Below are 18117 nucleotides of genomic sequence, written 5' to 3'. Positions count from 1 at the left end.
AGCGACAGCGGTCAGCTCGCCGCGGCCTGAGATTGAGGTAAAGTCAGGGTGGGGAAAACTGAGGGCCGAAATGTCCAGCGTCGCGACCGCCAACTTGGTGGGTATCACCGGCATTGCCCGGCGTTTGGTTTTGGATGGCGCCCTGGACGAGGTCAAGGCGCGCGAAGCCATGGCCGCGGCTACCGCCGAGCGCAAGCCTTTGGCTGCCTACCTCGCCGAGCATCGTCTTGCCACCTCTGCCCAATTGGCAGCCGCCAATTCGATCGAGTTCGGCGTGCCCCTGTTCGATCCCAGCACGCTGGACCCCGGTCAGTCCGCGGTCCGGGCGATCAGCGAGGAGCTGATCCGCAAACACAGCGCGTTGCCATTGTTCAAACGCGGCAATAAGCTGTTTATCGGGCTGGCCGACCCGACCAACACCGCCGCCCTGGACGAGATCAAGTTCCAGACCAATGCCGCGGTCGAGGCGATCCTGGTCGATGATGAGCTGATCCGCCGCACCCTGGACCGCTGGCTCGAAACCTCTGACGCTCTCGCCAACGCGGTCGGCGACGGCGAAGGGCTGGACACCCTGGAGATCGGCAAGGACGAAGACCTCAGCACCACCAGCGACACCGGCATCGACGCCAAGGGCGACGACACTCCGGTGGTCAAGTTCATCAACAAGGTACTGGTCGACGCCATCCGCCGCGGCGCCTCGGATATTCACTTCGAGCCCTACGAGACCGATTATCGAGTGCGCCTGCGCATCGACGGCTTGCTCAAGCAGGTCGCCAAGGTCCCGAACAAGCTGCATTCGCGCATCGCCGCGCGCCTGAAGGTCATGGCGCAGCTCGACATCGCCGAGAAGCGCGTGCCGCAGGACGGCCGCATCAAGCTCAATCTGTCCAAGACCAAGCAGATCGACTTCCGCATGAGTACCTTGCCGACCCTGTTCGGCGAGAAAATCGTGCTGCGTATCCTCGACGGCAGCGCCGCCCGCCTCGGCATCGAGAAGCTCGGCTACGAGGACCACCAGAAAGAATTGTTCATCAATGCCGTCGCCAAGCCATACGGCATGGTGCTGGTGACCGGCCCGACCGGCTCGGGCAAGACGGTCTCGCTGTATACCGCCTTGAACATCCTCAACGACGAACAGCGCAATATCTCCACGGTCGAAGACCCGGTCGAAATCCGCGTGCCCGGCATCAACCAGGTACAGATGAACGTCAAGCGCGGCATGACCTTCGCCGCCGCGCTGCGCAGCTTCCTGCGCCAGGACCCGGACGTGATCATGGTCGGCGAAATCCGCGACCTGGAAACCGCCGAAATCGCGATCAAGGCCGCCCAGACCGGCCATATGGTGCTGTCCACCCTGCATACCAACGACGCGCCCCAGACCATCGCCCGCCTCATGAACATGGGCGTGGCGCCGTACAACATCACCTCCTCGGTGACCCTGGTCATCGCCCAGCGCCTCGCCCGCCGTCTGCACGACTGCAAGCGCGAGGTGCATCTGCCGGAACACGCCCTGCTCGCCGAAGGCTTCACCCCGGAAGAGATCGCGTCCGGATTCAAGCTGTACGAGCCGGCGGGATGCCCGGACTGCACCGAAGGCTACAAGGGACGTACCGGCATCTATCAGGTCATGCCCATGACCGACGAAATCCAGGCCATCGTGCTGGAGGGCGGCAACGCGATGCAGATCGCGGCCGCCGCCATCAAGTCCGGCGTGAACGACTTGCGCCGCTCCGCACTGATCAAGGTGATGAACGGCGTCACCGGCCTGGCCGAAATCAACCGCGTAACCAAGGACTAAACCATGTCCGCGACCCGATCCGCCACCCGCACCGCGACCAAGCAAGCCCCTGCGGTACGCCGCGCCAACCCGCTGGACATGTTCGTCTGGCAGGGCACCGACAAGCGCGGCATCGTCATGAAGGGCGAGCAGGCGGCGAAGAACGCCAACCTGCTGCGCGCCGAACTGCGCCGACAGGGCATCACCCCGACCGTGGTCAAGCTGAAGGGCAAACCTCTGTTCGGCGCGAGCGGTAAACGCATCACGCCGGGCGAGATCGCCATCTTCAGCCGCCAGATCGCCACGATGATGAAATCGGGCGTGCCGATCGTGACTTCGCTGGAAATCATAGGCGAGGGCCACAAGAACCCGCGCATGAAGACCTTGCTCAATACCATACGTGCCGACATCGAAAGCGGTTCGTCGCTGAATGAATCGCTGTCCAAGCACCCGGTCCAGTTCGACGAACTGTACCGCAACCTGGTCAAGGCCGGCGAATCGGCCGGCGTACTTGAAACCGTGCTCGACACTATCGCGAGCTACAAGGAAAACATCGAGACCCTCAAGGGCAAGATCAAGAAGGCTCTGTTCTACCCGGCTACCGTGGTCGCCGTGGCGATCCTGGTCAGCGCGATCCTGTTGATCTTCGTGGTGCCGCAGTTCCAGGCCACTTTCAAGAGCTTCGGCGCCGACTTGCCGGCGTTCACCTTGATGGTCATAGGCATGAGCGACTTCATGATCAAGTGGTGGTGGGCGATCCTGCTGCTCGTGGTCGGCGCCGCCGTCGCCTTCATCATGACCAAGAACCGCTCGCCCGCGTTCGCCCACTTCCTTGACCGGGCCATGCTCAAGATTCCGGTGGTCGGGCAGATCTTGCATAACGCCGCGATTGCCCGCTTCGCTCGTACCTTGGCGGTCACCTTCCGCGCCGGTGTGCCGCTGGTGGAGGCTCTCGACACGGTCGCCGGCGCGACCGGCAACGTGGTCTATGAAAAAGCCGTGTACCGGATCCGCGACGACGTCTCGGTCGGCTACCAGGTCAACATGGCGATGAAGCAGGTCAACCTGTTCCCGCACATGGTGGTGCAGATGACCGCGATCGGCGAGGAAGCCGGTGCCCTGGATACCATGCTGGTGAAGGTCGCCGAGTTCTACGAGCAGGAGGTCAACAACGCGGTCGACGCGCTGTCGAGCCTGTTGGAACCACTGATCATGATCATCCTGGGCGTCATCGTCGGCGGCATGGTGGTCGCGATGTACCTGCCGATTTTCAAACTTGCAGCGACAGTCTGATCGGGGAAGTATCCTTTCCGCATGGCATTCCTAGATCAGAACCCCGGCCTCGGGTATCCCCTCGCGGCCGGTTTCGGGCTGCTGCTCGGTAGCTTCCTCAACGTCGTCATCCTGCGCCTGCCCAAGCGGCTGATGTGGCAGTGGAAGAAGGACGCGCGCGAAATCCTCGAGCTGCCGGAGGTCTACGATCCGCCCCCGCCCGGGATCGTGGTCGAGCGCTCGCACTGCCCGCATTGCAAACACCAGTTGTCCTGGTACGAGAACATTCCGGTGTTCAGTTACCTGGTGCTGCGCGGGCGCTGCCGCAACTGCAAGACCCCGATTTCGATCCAGTACCCGGCGGTCGAGCTGCTGACCATGCTGCTGATGGTGGCCTGCGTCTGGCGCTTCGGCTTCGGCTGGCAGGGCTTCGGCGCGATGGTCTTCACCGGCTTCCTCATCGCGATGTCGGGCATCGACTTCAAGACTCAGTTGCTGCCGGACCAGCTGACCCTGCCGTTGATGTGGCTGGGCATCGTCGCCAGCAGCGACAACCTGTATTTCCAGACCAAGCCGGCCGTGCTCGGCGCGATCGCCGGCTATATGAGCCTGTGGCTGGTCAACTGGGTCTACAAGCAGTACCAGGTGGTGGTCAGGCGGGTCAAAGACCCGCATGAGGGCATGGGTCACGGCGACTTCAAGCTGCTCGCCGCGATCGGGGCCTGGGTCGGCCTCAAGGGCGTGCTGCCGACGATCCTGCTGTCGTCCCTGGTCGGCGCGGTGATCGGCTCGATCTGGCTGGCGGTCAAGGGCCGCGACATGGGCATTCCGATCCCGTTCGGCCCTTACCTCGCGATCGCCGGCTGGCTGACCTTCTTCTGGGGCGAGTCCCTGCTCCACGCCTACCTGCAGTTCTCCGGTCTCGCCTGAGCCATGGCGGCGTTCTGCGTCGGCGTCACCGGCGGCGTGGCTTCAGGCAAGAGCGAAGTCACCCGGCGATTCGAAGCACTCGGCGTCATCGTGGCCGATGCGGATCTTGCCGCGCGCGCGGCGGTCGCCGCGGGCAGCGCGGGCCTGGCCGAGGTGGTCGCCGAGTTCGGCGAGAGGGTGCTCGACGCCCAGGGCGCGCTCGACCGCGCCGCCATGCGCAAGCTCGTATTCGGCGACGACGGCGCACGACGCCGGCTCGAAGCCATCGTCCACCCGCGTGTGCGCTCGATGCTGCGCGCCCAGTGTGCGGACGCGCCGGGCGCCTACGCCGTCGCGGCGATTCCCTTGCTCGCCGAAGGCGGTGGGCGCGACGCCTATCCCTGGCTGGACCGTGTGCTGGTGGTCGACGTGCCGGTCGATGTTCAACAGACCCGGGTGATGCAGCGGGACCGCATCGACGGCGAACTGGCCCTGCGCATGATCGCGGCCCAGGCGAGCCGGGGCGAGCGGCTGGCCATCGCCGACGACGTGATCGTCAACGACGGCCCGATCGAAGCCCTGGCGGCCCAGGTCGCGGCCCTGGACCGGCGTTATCGGGCACTGGCTGCGACTTCTACCGGCGACTGACCGACCACCGGCGCCGCCGGGCTCAGCCCACGTCCCAAAGGCCCCGAATGGCGGCGATGCCCTGGGCGCCGTGGTGCCGCGCTTCGGCCAGCTCGGCCGGGACCAGCCCCCCGATCGCATAGATCGGCAGCGACACCGACTCGCGCAAGGCCGAGAACGCCTCCCAGCCGATGCCCGGCATCCCGGGGTGGCTCGGCGTCGGTTTGACCGAGCCGACCACGGCGAAATCGCAGCCCAGCGCCTGGGCGGCCCGCAGCTCATCGGCGTCGTGGCACGAGGCCGCCAGGGGAACCTCGGCCGGGACCGGCCGTTGGCCCAGCTCACGCAGTTGCACCGCGCGCAGATGTAGGCCCACACCCAATGCGTTCGCCATGGCGGCGTCTCCATTGACCAGCACTTCCGCCTGCACGGCGCGACAGCGCGCCACCGCAGCCGCGGCCAGGCGCTGGCCGCGCTCGGCCGTCACGGTGCGCAGGCGCAGTTGCACGCGGCGCACGCCGGCCTGCAGCGAGCTCGACAGCGCGTCGAGCCAGACGGCGTCGCTCTCGCCGGGCTCGGGGGTGACCAGATAGTGTTCGGATTGCTGCAGCGCGGCGACGACCGGACGATCCGCCGGCGGCATGGCATAGCTGGCGAGCTTGTGCGGCGGCACCCAGACCAGGGCCTGGCCTTCGCGGCCGCGCGCGGTGCCGCGCCACTGGCGGATTTCGCGCACATCCAGGACCAGGCGCTTGTCCGGGTAAGCCTGAGGCACGCGGATCACCGCCGCGCCGACTTCGGCCTCGATGCCCAGTTCTTCGTGCAGCTCGCGGGCCAGCGCGGCCTCGGGCGTCTCGCCGGGCTCGCGCTTGCCGCCCGGAAATTCCCACAGGCCCGCCAGGTCGCGGCCTTCGGTGCGGCGCGCGAGCAGCACCCGCCCGCGCGCGTCGCGGATCACCCCCGCGACGACCTCTACGAGCCGGGACTCGGAGCCAGGCCGGAACCGGGGACTCGGGATTCGGGACTCGGAAACGGCCGTTGCCGCTATGGCTGCGGCCGCTTCGGAACTCGCGGCCGAATCGGCCTTGCCAGTCCCGAGCCGCGAGTCCCGAGTCCCGCCTGACTCAGCCCAACTGCCCATGGCAGTGCTTGAACTTCTTGCCGCTGCCGCAGGGGCACGGGTCGTTGCGGCCGGCATTGGCGAAGGCTTCCTCGGACACCTGCGCGGCTTCCTCATCGGCGCCGAAACCGCCGGTGGAGGCGTGCTGGAACTGCATCTGCCGCGCCTGCGCTTCGGCCTGGGCGCGTTCGAGCGCCTCCAGCTCGGCAACTTCCTGCTCGTTCTGGATGCGCACGCGGGCCAGGATGGTCACCACCTCGCGCTTGACCTTGTCGAGCATCTCCGAGAACAGTTCGAAGGCTTCCTTCTTGTACTCCTGCTTGGGCTGCTTCTGCGCATAGCCGCGCAGATGGATGCCCTGGCGCAGATAGTCCATGCGCGCCAGATGCTCCTTCCAGTTCTGGTCGAGCACGTTGAGCATGATGTGCTTTTCGAGCATGCGCATGGTTTCGGCGCCGACCTGGCTCTCGCGGGTCGTGAAGTGCGCCTCGACCGCATCCTGCACCGTCTGCGCGACCGTCTCGGCATCGAGCTCCTCGGCCGTGCGCGCCAGCTCGACCAGCGGCACCTGCACGTTGAACTCCTGCGCGATCGTCGCCTCCAGGCCGGGCAGGTCCCACTGCTCGTCGACCGAGTTGGCCGGCACGTAGCGCTGGACCATGTCGGCGACCACGTCGCCGCGGATCCCGACCACGTTGTCCTGCACGCTCTCGGCTTCCAGCAACTCGTCGCGCTGGCCGTAGATGACCTTGCGCTGGTCGTTGTTGACGTCGTCGAAGTCGAGCAGGTTCTTGCGGATGTCGAAGTTGTGCGCCTCGACCTTGCGTTGCGCGTTGGCGATCTGCTTGGTCACCAGCGGGCTTTCGATGATGTCGTCTTCCTTCAGGCCCATGCGCGCCATCACGCGCTGGACCCAGTCGGCCGCGAAGATGCGCATCAGATTGTCTTCGAGCGACAGGTAGAAGCGCGAAGAGCCCGGGTCGCCCTGGCGGCCGGCGCGGCCGCGCAGCTGGTTGTCGATGCGGCGCGACTCGTGGCGTTCGGTGCCGACGATGTGCAGGCCGCCGGACGCCTTGACCTGGTCGTGGCGCTCCTGCCAGGCCGCCTTGAGGCGCTGGTGGGTCACCTCATCGACCGGTTCGCCGCCGTTCTGCGCGGCCAGGTCGGCGAGTTCGGCTTCGAGCGAGCCGCCGAGCACGATGTCGGTGCCGCGGCCGGCCATGTTGGTGGCGATGGTGATCGCCCCGGGCCGGCCGGCCTGGGCGATGATGTTGGCTTCGCGTTCGTGCTGCTTGGCGTTCAGCACTTCGTGGGCGACGCCGGCCTCGGTGAGTTGCTGGCTCAGCATCTCCGAGACTTCGATCGAGGTGGTACCGACCAGCACCGGCTGGCCGCGCTCGTGCGCGGCCTTGATCTCGCCGAGCACCGCGCGGTACTTGCCGGCGCGATTGAGGAACACCTGGTCTGAGTGATCCTTGCGCTGCATCGGCCGGTTGGTCGGGATCACGATCACTTCCAGGCCATAGATGCTCTGGAATTCGTAGGCCTCGGTGTCCGCCGTACCGGTCATGCCGGCCAGCTTCTTGTACATGCGGAACAGGTTCTGGAAGGTGATCGAGGCCAGCGTCTGATTCTCGCGCTGGACCGGCACGCCTTCCTTCGCCTCGACCGCCTGGTGCAGGCCGTCCGACCAGCGCCGGCCCTGCAGGGTGCGGCCGGTGAACTCGTCGACGATCACCACCTCGCCGTCGCGGACGATGTAGTCCACGTCGCGCTGGTAGATCGCATGGGCGCGCAGCGCGGCATTGAGGTGATGGACCACGCTGATGTTGTGGCCGGCGTACAGCGAGTCTTCGTCTTCCTGCAGGATGCCGGCCTTGCGCAGCAAGTCTTCGGCGTGCTCCTGGCCGGCTTCGGACAGGTGCACCTGCTTGCCCTTCTCGTCGACCCAGTAATCGCCCTCGCCGTCTTCCTTCTCCTGGCGGATCAGCGACGGCACGATGCGGTTGACCTTGATGTACAGCTCCGGCGATTCGTCGGCCGGCCCGGAAATGATCAGGGGCGTGCGCGCCTCGTCGATCAGGATCGAGTCGACTTCGTCGACGATCGCGTAATGCAGGCCGCGCTGGTAGCGGTCTTCCTTCGACAGCGCCATGTTGTCGCGCAGGTAGTCGAAGCCGAATTCGTTGTTGGTGCCGTAGGTGATGTCGCTGGCGTAGGCAGCATGCTTGTCGCTGTGCTGCATGCCCGGATAGACCACGCCGACGCTCAGGCCGAGCCAGTTGTAGAGCTTGCCCATCCACGCCGAGTCGCGGCGTGCGAGGTAGTCGTTGACCGTGACCACGTGCACGCCCTGGCCTTCGAGCGCGTTGAGGTAGACCGGCAAGGTGCCGACCAGGGTCTTGCCCTCGCCGGTGCGCATCTCGGCGATCTTGCCCAGGTGCAGGACCATGCCGCCGATCAGCTGGACGTCGTAGTGACGCATGCCGAGCACGCGCCGGGAGGCCTCGCGGCAGACCGCGAACGCCTCCGGCAGCAGCTTGTCGAGCGACTCGCCGTCGGCGATGCGCTTCTGGAACTCCGGCGTCTTGGCCTGCAGCTGGGCGTCGGAGAGCTTCTGCATCTCCGGCTCGAGCGCATTGATCCTGACGACGGATCGTTGCAGTTGACGCAGCAGACGATCGTTGCGGCTGCCGAAAACGCGGGTAAGCAAGCTGTTGAGCATGAACGGGTCCGTGTAAAGCGAACGGGGTGGCACAGGCGGGACGGTTTAAGAGCGCGCCGCCGCCGGCAAGTTCCCCAGGAATCCAGACGACCAGCCCCTCCTTGCGTTTCGGCATCCCGAAAACGCGATCGGAGGCGCCGTGCGCCCCCGATCGAATCGAGCCTGGTCTTTGGCCACACGCATTCTAGCGTGGGGGGCGACCTGAACGGTATCAAGGGGGATAGGCGCCGGTCGAATGTGGGACTTTGCCCGATTCCGCGGTTTGGCGGGTTCTTTTGAACGGGGCCGGCCCGGTGCGCGGCGGGCTCGACGAGGTCGTCAGCCGGGGACTAGGCGCTCGGCGTGGGAGGCGCTTCGGCTCGCTTGAGGCGGTAGATGGCTGTAGAGCTGGATCGTTCGTTCCGCGGGCCGGCGGGATAGGCCAGGACTGACACCCCGTATGCCCGGATGGCCCGCCGCAGCGCGGCGGGCGTTCACCAAGCCCGCGAGCCAATGGCTCGCGAGCGGGGCGCTGTTCGGTGGCTGATCGACCAGCAGTGAGCGGGTGCTCCCGCTTGGTTTTGCTCGCCCGGCCCGCCGCAGCGCGGCGGGCGTTCACCAAGCCCGCGAGCCAATGGCTCGCGAGCGGGGCGCTGTTCGGTGGCTGATCGACCAGCAGTGAGCGGGTGCTCCCGCTTGGTTTTGCTCGCCCGGCCCGCCGCAGCGCGGCGGGCGTTCACCAAGCCCGCGAGCCAATGGCTCGCGAGCGGGCTTGGCTCACCCCCTCAGCGGGGATTGCTGGTTGAGGAATTTCAGCGGGTTCACCACCCGGCCGCCTTCCCAGACTTCGAAATGCACGTGGGCGCCGGTGGAGCGGCCGCTGGAGCCGGCCTTGGCGATTTCCTGGCCGGCGCGGACCAGCTCGCCGACCTTGAGCAGCAGGCTGGAGTTGTGCGCATAACGCGTCACGTAGCCGTTGCCGTGGTCGATCTCGATCACGTTGCCGTAGCCCGAACGCACGCCGGAATAGCTGACCACGCCATCGGCCACGGCCAGCACCGGGTCGCCGACGTCGGCCTCGAAATCGATGCCCTTGTGGAACGCGGCGCCGCCGTTGAACGGATCGGCGCGGCCGCCGAAGCCGGAGGTGATGTAGCTGTTGGCGATCGGCGCGCGCGAAGGCACCGCGTTCATGTCGATCTGGCGGTTGAACAGCAGCGACTCGAGCACCGAGAGCTGTTCGCCGGAGGCCTTGAACTGGCGGTCCAGCAGGTCCATGCCGGCATCGAGCTCGGGCTTGGCCATGTCGCGCACCGGGCCGGCGCCACCGACGCCGACCGGCTTTTCGAAATCGAATTCGCCGTCCTGCAGCTGGCCGATCCGGGTCAGGCGCTCGCCGAGCGCGTTGAGACGGTTGGCTTCGGCCTGCAGTTCGCCCATGCGTGCGGCGAGGGCGTTGATCTCGCGCTGCGCGTCGCGGCGCGTCGCGGTGATCTGGGCCTGCTGCTGGGCCAACTGCGCGCGTAGCATGCGGTTGTCGGCGATGCCCGCGCCTGCGCCGATGCTGACGCCGGTGCCGAGCAGCAATGCGATGGCGAGCGCCGGTCGGCGGGAGCCGATCCGTCCGGCCTGCTGGAAGAACTCGCCCAGCCTGGCTCGTGTGTTGTCTACGATGGTTTTATAGGTCATGTGTCCGATGTCTTATTCCAAGCCCAAGCCGCCGTCGCGCGGCCCTTCGAAGCCGCGCATCGCCTTGGATGCACTGCTCGAAGACCCCGCTGGCAACCCGATCCGCCGAGCCTTGTGGCTCGACGAACTGGACCGTCGGTTACGCCCCTACCTGCCGCCTTCGCTCGCCGCGCATGCGCGGTTGGCCAACTTCGAACGCGGCAGGCTCGTGTATGTCGTCGATGCTCCGGTGTGGCGCGCCAAGCTCAGGCTCGCGGCTCCGGAACTGCTCGACGCAGCCCGATCCATCGGGCTGGAAGCGGCCGAATTCGTCGTCAAGACGACGATTCCCGTCCCGGCGGCAGTGCCGGTCAGAAAGGCCAAACCCATGTCGGCTGCGACGCTGGAAGCGCTGCAAGCCGCGCTGGCATCGCTGAAGAAACCTGATCCGTCAGGGCCCAGCGACGCCGGCTGACACTCGGGGCGGTCCGCGTCGTCGACGCAAACCGGCGGGGGTCCGAGAGCCGGGGTCGGGGAATCCTACTGGCCCTACCCCTCGGCTTTGTTAAAGAGCCGGAAGCATTTCAGAAAGGTTTCGTTATTAAAACGTTAAGACGTCACGCGCCGTTCACGAGTGTGATCGCGTTAACGTTCTTAACTTTTCGGACCGAATGCCGGTCCCGCATTCAGTTTCGAGTGCCGCCAGCGGGCAGAGTCTCGATTCGGGCGGGGCCTATCGCGCGAGCGGATCAGGCCCGCACCGGGGCCGCAGCGGGCCCCGATCAGGCCGGCACGGGTTCGCCGTAAGCGACCGGCGTCGGCTCCGAGCCGGTGTAGGTGACCTGCTCCCAGGCCGAGCGTTCGGCCAGCAAGGCGCGCACCAGCTTGTTGTTGAGCGCGTGGCCGGACTTGTAGCCCTCGTAAGCGCCGATGATGGCGTGGCCGGCGAGGTAAAGATCGCCGACCGCGTCGAGGATCTTGTGGCGGACGAATTCGTCGGTGTAGCGCAGGCCATCGTCGTTGAGCACGCGGAACTCGTCGAGCACGATCGCATTGTCCATCGAGCCGCCGAGGCCGAGGTTGCGTTCGCGCATGTATTCCAGATCGCGCATGAAACCGAAGGTGCGGGCGCGGCTGACTTCGCGGATGTAGTTCTCGGTCGAGAACTCGACCTGCGCGCGCGACTGCGCCGCCGGAATCGCCGGATGGTCGAAGACCACGGTGAAACCGAGGCAGAAACCGTCGAAGGGCTCGAAACGGGCGACCTTGTCGCCGTCGCGCACTTCGACCGGATGCTTGATGCGGATGAAGCGCTTGGGCGCGTCCTGCTCGGCGATGCCCGCCGACTGCAGCAGGAACACGAACGGGCCGGCCGAACCGTCCATGATCGGCACTTCCGGCGCCGACAGTTCGACATAGCAATTGTCGATGCCGAGGCCGGCCATCGCCGACAGCAGATGCTCGACCGTCATCACCTTGCCGGCGCCGTAGGTCAGGCCGGTGCACAGGGTGGTCTCGGTGACCAGGTCGGCGCGCGCAGGCAGCTCCACCACCGGGTCGAGATCGACGCGGCGGAACACGATGCCGGTATCGGTCGGCGCCGGGCGCAGGGTGAGAAAGACCTTCTCTCCGCTGTGCAGGCCCACGCCGGTGGCGCGGATCACGTTTTTGAGGGTGCGCTGACGCAGCATGGTCGTGGGGAGACTTCCGCGGACGTGGAGTGATGGTGTCGTCGCCGGTCCGCAAAACCTGCGGACGCGAGGGGACCGACCCAAGAATGGGGGTGGAACGAAGCCGCGCAAGATTAGCACGCGCAAGCCTGAACCTGAACGAAAAGGACACACTGTCCCGCCGTTGTCAACAGCGCTCGTCAAACTGACCGGTCGGCTCCCCGAGGGGTGGGCCGACCGGCCCAAGGCCCCGCGCTTTACGCCGGGGCAAGATGCCTCGGGCCGGGGACGAGTCCGGCCCTTTGGGTGATGCGTGCAGCAGCAACGAGTTCAGAGAGTGAGGAGTGAGTGGGAGCAGCAGCCCTGCTCATTACTCACTCCTGCGCACTCACCCCCTCGCTCAATCCGCCTGGCGGCGCAGGAACGCCGGGATGTCCAGGTAGCTGCTGTCGCTGCCGAAGTCCGCCACGGCCGGGCCGGTCGGTTCCTGGCGCGAGCTGCCGCGCAGGCTGCCGCCGAAGCTCGGCATCGGCGCGTGGCCGACGTCGTCCATCGCCGAGAACTCGGGCTGGCCGGTGGTGGCGTTGCGCACCAGTTGGATCGGCGCGCGCTGCGACTCGCGGTCGTGGCCGTGACCGCGCACCGACTGCTTGACGGCGACCCGGTTGAGGCCGGTGGCGACCACGGTGACCCGCACCTCGTCCTGCATGTCCGGGTCGAGCACGGTGCCGATGACCACGGTCGCGTCTTCGGAAGCGAAGTTCTCGATGGTACGGCCGACTTCGTCGAACTCGGCCATGGTGAAGTCCGGGCCGGCGGTGATGTTGACCAGGATGCCGTTGGCGCCGGCCAGGTTGACGTCGTCGAGCAGCGGGTTCTGGATCGCCGATTCGGCCGCGGCCTGGGCGCGGTCGTCGCCGCGCGCGGCGCCGGTGCCCATCATCGCCAGGCCCATCTCGCTCATGACCGTGCGCACGTCGGCGAAGTCGACGTTGATCAGGCCCGGACGCACGATCAGGTCGGCGATGCCCTGCACGGCGCCGAGCAGCACGTCGTTGGCGGCGCGGAAGGCCTGGATCATGGTCGCGTTGCGGCCGAGCACGGTGATCAGCTTCTCGTTCGGGATCGTGATCAGCGAATCGCAGTGGTGCGACAGCTCCTCGATGCCCTTCAGCGCGACCTGCATGCGGCGGCGGCCCTCGAACGGGAACGGTTTGGTGACGACCGCAACGGTCAGGATGCCCATCTCCTTGGCGAGCTGGGCCACGACCGGCGCGGCGCCGGTGCCGGTGCCGCCGCCCATGCCGGCGGTGATGAAGACCATGTCGGCGCCGGTCAGCGCGTCCATGATGCGTTCGCGGTCTTCCAGCGCGGCCTGGCGGCCGACCTCCGGGTTCGCGCCGGCGCCCAGGCCCTTGGTGACGTTGCTGCCGAGCTGCAGCTGCAGCTTGGCGCCGCAGTTCTTGATCGCCTGCGCGTCGGTGTTGGCGGTGATGAACTCCACTCCGTCGACGTTGCCGCTGACCATGTGCGCCACGGCGTTGCCGCCGCCGCCGCCCACGCCAACGACCTTGATGACCGCGTTCGGGGCCATTTTTTCAACCAGTTCGAAATGTGCCATGTTCTCGTCCTCTTATTAGTGCCGGGGTTCGGGGCTCGGGACTCGGGACTCGTAGAGCCCGGTTCCGCGTCTTCGCCGTCGACGTTTTGTTTTTCTAATGGTGAACAACTCGTTCGATCTACCGCTGTGCCACTGCCTTACCTGCCGCCTGTAACGCTTCCCCTTCTGCGAGTCCCGACTCCCGAGTCCCGCCCGCGGCGGTCAGAATTCGCCGCGATACCAGTTCTTGATCTTGTTGAAGAAGCTGCCGGCGCGACCGGTGGAGATCACCGGACGGCGCGGGTTCTCTATCTGGCTGCCCATCAACAACAGGCCGACGCCGGTCGCATGGACCGGGTTGCCGACCACCTCGCCCAGACCGGTGACGTGCTGCGGGATGCCCACGCGCACCGGCATCTGCAGCATTTCCTCGGCCAGTTCGACCACGCCTTCCATCTTCGAGGCGCCGCCGGTCAGGACCATGCCGGCGCGCACGTGGTGCTCGAAACCCGAGCGGCGCAGTTCGGCCTGGATCATTTCGAAGATTTCCTCGTAGCGCGCCTGCACCGCCTGCGCCAGCGAGTGGCGCGGCATGCGGCGCGGCGGGCGGTCGCCGACGCTCGGCACCTGGATCGACTCCTCGGCCGTGGCCATCTGCGCCAGCGCGCAGGCATAGCGGACCTTGATCTGCTCGGCTTCCGGGGTCGGCGTGCGCAGCATGTGGGCGATGTCTTCGGTGACCTTGTCGCCGGCGATCGGCAGGCTCGCGCTGTGGGCGATCGCGCCCTGCACGAACACCGCGATGTCGGTGGTGCCGGCGCCGATGTCGACCAGGACCACGCCGAGCTCGCGCTCGTCGCTGGTCAGCACCGCGTTGCTGGAAGCCAGCACGCCGAGGATCAGGTCGTCGACTTGCAGGCCGCAGCGCTGGACGCACTTGCTGATGTTGGCCGCGGCCGACTGCGCGCACACGACCAGGTGCGCGTGCACTTCCAGGCGCACGCCGGTCATGCCGACCGGGTTGCGGATCCCTTCCTGCGAATCGTCGAGCACGTAGTCGCGCGGGATCGCATGCAGGATCTTCTGGTCGGCCGGGATCGCCACCGCCTTGGCCGCTTCGAGCACGCGGTCGAGATCGCCGTAGGTGACCTCGCCGTCGCGGATCGGCGCGATGCCCTGCGAGTTGCGGCACTGGATGTGGTTGCCGGAGATCGAGGCGTAGACCGAGCGGATCTCGCAGCCGGCCATCAGCTCGGCTTCCTCGATCGCGCGCTGGATCGACTGCACCGTCGATTCGATGTCGACCACGACGCCGCGCTTGAGTCCGCGCGATTCGTGCGAGCCGATGCCGATGACTTCGATCGGAGTGCCGGGCCGGCCGTCCGAAGGCGTGTACTCGCCCACCAACGCCACCACCTTGGAGGTGCCGATGTCGAGGCCTACGATCAGCGACTTGTCGCCTTTGCGGTTCATGACTGTCCTTGCTGCTGTTTCGGTGCCGCCTCGGGCGCCTGCACGGGCGCCCAGGACAGCGAAAAACCATTGGTGTAACGAAGATCGGCGCGCGCGAGCACTTGCACGCGCTGGGCCAACAACTGCGGCAACAACCTGACGAAGCGGCCCAGGCGGGCGCGCGCTTCGCTGCGCCCGACCACGATCTGCGCGCCGTTGCCCAGACCGAGCGTCCAGCTGCCGCGCTGGTCCACCTCGACCTGCCTGACGTCCATGCCGACCGGCGCGAACAGCTCGCGCGATTCGTTGTACAGCGCGACCACGTCGGCGACCCGCGCGTCGGGCCCGCCGAACTGCGGCAGGCCGTCCGGCACCTGGATGCCGTCGACCGGGAACAGGCGTCCCTGCTCGGATAGCAGTTGGTCCTTGCCCCAGCGCGCGAACGGCTTGTGTTCGATCACGCTGACTTCGAGCACGTCGGGCCAGCGCTTGCGCACTTCGGCATGCTCAACCCACGGCAACCTGGCCACCGAGTCCTGCGCCGCCGCCAGGTCCACCGCGAAGAAACCGCGCCGGGCGTACGGCAACAAGGTCTTGCGCAGCGATCCCGCATCCACCCGCTCGAACTCGCCGGTCACGCGCAGGCGCTTGAGCGGCCACTGGTCCGCGCCGACCCAGCCGTTGAGCACGGCCACGACCGGCAGCGCGACCAAGGCCAGCGCGAGCAACCAACCGACGAGGCGGAGCATGGCGTTCACGCCGCGTCACCTCCTACGGCGGGCGGCGCGACCACGGTCGCCTCGAGCACGCGCCAGCACAGTTCGTCGTACTCGATGCCGACCTGGCGCGCGGCCTTCGGCACCAGCGAATGGCTGGTCATGCCGGGGGCGGTATTGACCTCGATCAGATACAGCTGGCCGCTGCTGCGGTCGCGCATCACATCGACCCGGCCCCAACCCTTGCAGCCCGCGGCGACGAAGGCTTCCATCGCCAGCCGGCGGATTTCGTCCTCGTCGACGCCGTCCAGGCCCGGGCACAGGTATTGGGTATCGTCGGCGATGTACTTGGCGTGGTAGTCGTACCACTCGCCCTTGGGCACGATCCGGATCGACGGCAGCGCGCTATAGCCCTCGCCATTGACCAGCACGGCCACGGTCAGCTCGTCGCCGATCACCATCTGCTCCATCAGCATCTCGCCCGGGTAGCGCGCGGCGAGCGCCACCGCCTCGTCGATGTCGGCGTCCTTGAGCACGCGCGACACGCCGACGCTGGAGCCTTCGCTGGACGGCTTGATGATCACCGGCAGGCCGATCTCGCGCGCCGCCGCATGGACGTCGTCGCCCTTGGCGATGCGCTTGTAGCGCGGGGTCGGCAGGCCGGTCGACATCCACACCTGCTTGGTGCGGATCTTGTCCATCGCCAGCGCCGAACCGAGCACGTCGGAACCGGTGTACGGCACGCCGAGCGCTTCGAGCACGCCCTGCAGCACGCCGTCTTCGCCGCCGCCCTTGTTGCCGTGCAGGATGTTGAACACCCGATCGACGCCGCCGGCGCGGATCGCGTCCATCAGCGCAGGGATGCCGTCGACCGCGAACGCCTCGACGCCGCGCGAACGCAGCGCTTCGAGCACGCCGCGCCCGGAATCCAGCGACACTTCGCGCTCGGCGCTGGTGCCGCCCATGAGCACGGCGACGCGGCCGAACACCGCCGGATCGGTGACGCGCAACGGCGCGAATTGAACACTCACCACGCTCACTTCGATTCTCCCTGGAAACCCTGGCTGGCGAGCTGTTGGGCAGCGGCGCCGATGTCGCCGGCGCCCATCAGCAACAACAGATCGCCGTCGTTGAGGACGTCGGGCAGCACGCCGGCGAGATCGCCGGCGCCGCTGACCACGACCGGATCGATGCGGCCGCGCGCACGGATCGCGCGCGCCAGCGACTTGGCGTCGGCGCCGGCGATCGGCGCTTCGCCGGCCGGATAGACCTCGGTCAGCACCAGCGCATCGACCGAGGACAGCACCGCGGCGAAGTCGTCGAACAGGTCGCGGGTACGGCTGTAGCGGTGCGGCTGGAACGCCACTACCAGGCGCTTGTCCGGCCAGCCGCCGCGCGCCGCGGCGAACACCGCTTCGAGTTCTTTCGGGTGATGGCCGTAGTCGTCGACCAGCTGCACCGACGCGCCCTTGTCGGTACGCAGTTCGGCGAGCAGGTTGAAGCGCCGGCCGATGCCTTCGAATTTCTCCAGCGCGCGCGCGATCGCATCGGGCTGCACGCCGAGCTGCCAGGCCACCGATGCCGCGGCCAGCGAATTGAGCACGTTGTGGCGGCCGGGCAGTGCCAGGGTCACCGCGGTGCGCGAGGCGTCCGGCAGGCACAGGGTGAAGTACATCGCCCCGCCGCGCTGGCTCACGTCCTCGGCGCGCACATCGGCGGTCTCGTCGAACCCGTAGGTCATGACGTGGCGCGGGGTCTCCGCGGCGAGCCGGGCGACGTTGGCGTCGTCAATGCACAGCACGGCCAGACCGTAGAACGGCAGGCGGTGCAGGAATTCCTCGAACGCGGCCTGGACCTTGGCGAAGTCGCCGCCGTAGTTTTCCAGGTGATCGGCGTCGATGTTGGTGACGATGGCGATCTGCGGGTTCAGACGCAGGAAGCTGCCGTCGCTTTCGTCGGCTTCGGCGACCAGCCACTGGCCGCCGCCGAGGCCGGCGTTGGCGCCGGCGGCGAGCAGTTTGCCGCCGATCACGAAGGTCGGGTCGATCCCGCCTTCGGCGAGCACGCTGGCGGTCAGCGAGGTGGTCGTGGTCTTGCCGTGGGTACCGGCCACCGCGATGCCGCGGCGGAAGCGCATCAGCTCGGCCAGCATCTCGGCGCGCGGCACCACGGGAATGCGCTGCGCGCGCGCTTCCATCAGCTCGGGGTTGTCGCGCTTGATCGCGCTCGACACCACCACGCAATCGGCGCCCAGCACGTTGGCCGCGGCATGGCCGCGGTGGACGCTGACGCCCATCGCTTCGAGCCGGCGGGTCACCGCGTTGTCCGCCATGTCCGAGCCGGACACCTGATAGCCGAGGGTGCACATGACTTCCGCGATCCCGCTCATGCCGGTGCCGCCGATGCCGACGAAGTGCACGCGCGGAAACGCCTTGGCCAGGTCGCCGGTATGTTGCAGGCGGCGGCGAAGTGCGGTGCTCATACTGCTTTCCTCAACAGGACTCGGGACTCGGGACCCGGGACTCGCGTAAACGCGCATACGTCGCCGATGTGTTGCCAACCTGCTACCGCCACTTCCGCTCCTCTTACGAATACATCCGAA

The 18117-nt window shown here is 67.2% G+C and carries 13 protein-coding genes and 1 pseudogene; 5 read left to right on the top strand and 9 right to left on the bottom strand.

Annotated elements, in window-relative coordinates:
- Positions 1 to 70: 70 nt before the first annotated feature.
- The 4 genes from pilB to coaE are packed head-to-tail and all read left to right on the top strand — an operon-like array spanning position 71 to position 4606.
- Positions 71 to 1798 carry a type IV-A pilus assembly ATPase PilB gene (pilB, locus tag ACSAMQ_RS01320; protein WP_435393911.1) on the top strand — a complete coding sequence of 576 codons (1728 nt, stop codon included), beginning with the start codon at positions 71 to 73 and terminating at the stop codon, positions 1796 to 1798.
- A 3-nt stretch (positions 1799 to 1801) separates the two neighbouring features.
- On the top strand, positions 1802 to 3070 hold the full coding sequence (locus ACSAMQ_RS01315) for a type II secretion system F family protein (RefSeq protein WP_435393910.1): 1269 nt from the start codon (positions 1802 to 1804) through the stop codon (positions 3068 to 3070).
- Positions 3071 to 3091: 21 nt separating this feature from the next.
- Complete coding sequence (locus ACSAMQ_RS01310) at positions 3092 to 3979, top strand: prepilin peptidase (RefSeq protein WP_435393909.1); 888 nt, start codon at positions 3092 to 3094, stop codon at positions 3977 to 3979.
- Positions 3980 to 3982: 3 nt separating this feature from the next.
- Entirely contained in the window at positions 3983 to 4606 is a 624-nt protein-coding gene (gene coaE / locus ACSAMQ_RS01305; RefSeq protein ID WP_435393908.1) for a dephospho-CoA kinase, read from the top strand.
- A gap of 22 nt (positions 4607 to 4628) precedes the next feature.
- On the opposite strand, the gene ACSAMQ_RS01300 is transcribed toward coaE, so the two are convergent.
- From ACSAMQ_RS01300 to ACSAMQ_RS01290, 3 genes are all read right to left on the bottom strand, one after another.
- On the bottom strand, positions 4629 to 5603 hold the full coding sequence (locus ACSAMQ_RS01300) for a Nudix family hydrolase (RefSeq protein WP_435394014.1): 975 nt from the start codon (positions 5601 to 5603) through the stop codon (positions 4629 to 4631).
- A 106-nt stretch (positions 5604 to 5709) separates the two neighbouring features.
- The gene (gene secA / locus ACSAMQ_RS01295; protein WP_435393907.1) at positions 5710 to 8430 is read right to left on the bottom strand and encodes a preprotein translocase subunit SecA; all 2721 of its coding nucleotides are present in this window, start codon (positions 8428 to 8430) and stop codon (positions 5710 to 5712) included.
- 756 nt (positions 8431 to 9186) lie between these two features.
- Positions 9187 to 10098: a M23 family metallopeptidase gene (locus ACSAMQ_RS01290; protein WP_435393906.1), complete on the bottom strand. Its 912-nt coding sequence runs from the start codon at positions 10096 to 10098 to the stop codon at positions 9187 to 9189.
- Positions 10099 to 10105: 7 nt separating this feature from the next.
- Here ACSAMQ_RS01290 and ACSAMQ_RS01285 point away from each other — a divergent pair, with 7 nt between their 5' ends.
- A complete protein-coding gene (locus ACSAMQ_RS01285) occupies positions 10106 to 10552 on the top strand; it encodes a DciA family protein (protein ID WP_435393905.1) in 447 nt (148 codons plus the stop codon).
- Positions 10553 to 10859: 307 nt separating this feature from the next.
- On the opposite strand, the gene lpxC is transcribed toward ACSAMQ_RS01285, so the two are convergent.
- The 6 genes and pseudogenes from lpxC to murC all read right to left on the bottom strand — a co-directional run bounded on the left by lpxC (position 10860) and on the right by murC (position 17997).
- A complete protein-coding gene (lpxC, locus tag ACSAMQ_RS01280) occupies positions 10860 to 11768 on the bottom strand; it encodes a UDP-3-O-acyl-N-acetylglucosamine deacetylase (RefSeq protein ID WP_435393904.1) in 909 nt (302 codons plus the stop codon).
- A 379-nt stretch (positions 11769 to 12147) separates the two neighbouring features.
- Entirely contained in the window at positions 12148 to 13368 is a 1221-nt protein-coding gene (gene ftsZ, locus ACSAMQ_RS01275) for a cell division protein FtsZ (protein ID WP_435393903.1), read from the bottom strand.
- Between the two features lie 201 nt (positions 13369 to 13569).
- Positions 13570 to 14820: a cell division protein FtsA gene (ftsA, locus tag ACSAMQ_RS01270; RefSeq protein ID WP_031371603.1), complete on the bottom strand. Its 1251-nt coding sequence runs from the start codon at positions 14818 to 14820 to the stop codon at positions 13570 to 13572.
- Positions 14821 to 14828: 8 nt separating this feature from the next.
- A pseudogene (locus ACSAMQ_RS01265) lies at positions 14829 to 15557 on the bottom strand (cell division protein FtsQ/DivIB); the annotation flags it as partial.
- Complete coding sequence (locus ACSAMQ_RS01260; RefSeq protein WP_435393902.1) at positions 15554 to 16546, bottom strand: D-alanine--D-alanine ligase; 993 nt, start codon at positions 16544 to 16546, stop codon at positions 15554 to 15556. The pseudogene ACSAMQ_RS01265 and the gene ACSAMQ_RS01260, both read right to left, overlap by 4 nt.
- 5 nt (positions 16547 to 16551) lie before the next feature.
- Positions 16552 to 17997, bottom strand: a complete 1446-nt coding sequence (gene murC, locus ACSAMQ_RS01255; protein WP_435393901.1) for a UDP-N-acetylmuramate--L-alanine ligase — start codon at positions 17995 to 17997, stop codon at positions 16552 to 16554.
- Positions 17998 to 18117 lie beyond the last annotated feature (120 nt).

Origin of the sequence: Lysobacter sp. 1R34A, assembly GCF_051217035.1 — a bacterium.
GTDB lineage: Bacteria > Pseudomonadota > Gammaproteobacteria > Xanthomonadales > Xanthomonadaceae > Lysobacter.
Note: the sequence above shows the minus strand (reverse complement) of the source record. Positions and strands in the feature narration are given on the sequence as shown.

Excerpts from the sequence above, each read along its gene's own strand:
- ACSAMQ_RS01290 (WP_435393906.1), bottom strand. The coding sequence starts at position 10,098 with ATGACCTATAAAACCATCGTAGACAACACACGAGCCAGGCTGGGCGAG.
- coaE (WP_435393908.1), top strand. The coding sequence starts at position 3,983 with ATGGCGGCGTTCTGCGTCGGCGTCACCGGCGGCGTGGCTTCAGGCAAG.
- lpxC (WP_435393904.1), bottom strand. The coding sequence starts at position 11,768 with ATGCTGCGTCAGCGCACCCTCAAAAACGTGATCCGCGCCACCGGCGTG.
- ACSAMQ_RS01315 (WP_435393910.1), top strand. The coding sequence starts at position 1,802 with ATGTCCGCGACCCGATCCGCCACCCGCACCGCGACCAAGCAAGCCCCT.
- murC (WP_435393901.1), bottom strand. The coding sequence starts at position 17,997 with ATGAGCACCGCACTTCGCCGCCGCCTGCAACATACCGGCGACCTGGCC.
- ACSAMQ_RS01285 (WP_435393905.1), top strand. The coding sequence starts at position 10,106 with ATGTCTTATTCCAAGCCCAAGCCGCCGTCGCGCGGCCCTTCGAAGCCG.
- ftsZ (WP_435393903.1), bottom strand. The coding sequence starts at position 13,368 with ATGGCACATTTCGAACTGGTTGAAAAAATGGCCCCGAACGCGGTCATC.
- ACSAMQ_RS01310 (WP_435393909.1), top strand. The coding sequence starts at position 3,092 with ATGGCATTCCTAGATCAGAACCCCGGCCTCGGGTATCCCCTCGCGGCC.
- ftsA (WP_031371603.1), bottom strand. The coding sequence starts at position 14,820 with ATGAACCGCAAAGGCGACAAGTCGCTGATCGTAGGCCTCGACATCGGC.
- pilB (WP_435393911.1), top strand. The coding sequence starts at position 71 with ATGTCCAGCGTCGCGACCGCCAACTTGGTGGGTATCACCGGCATTGCC.
- secA (WP_435393907.1), bottom strand. The coding sequence starts at position 8,430 with ATGCTCAACAGCTTGCTTACCCGCGTTTTCGGCAGCCGCAACGATCGT.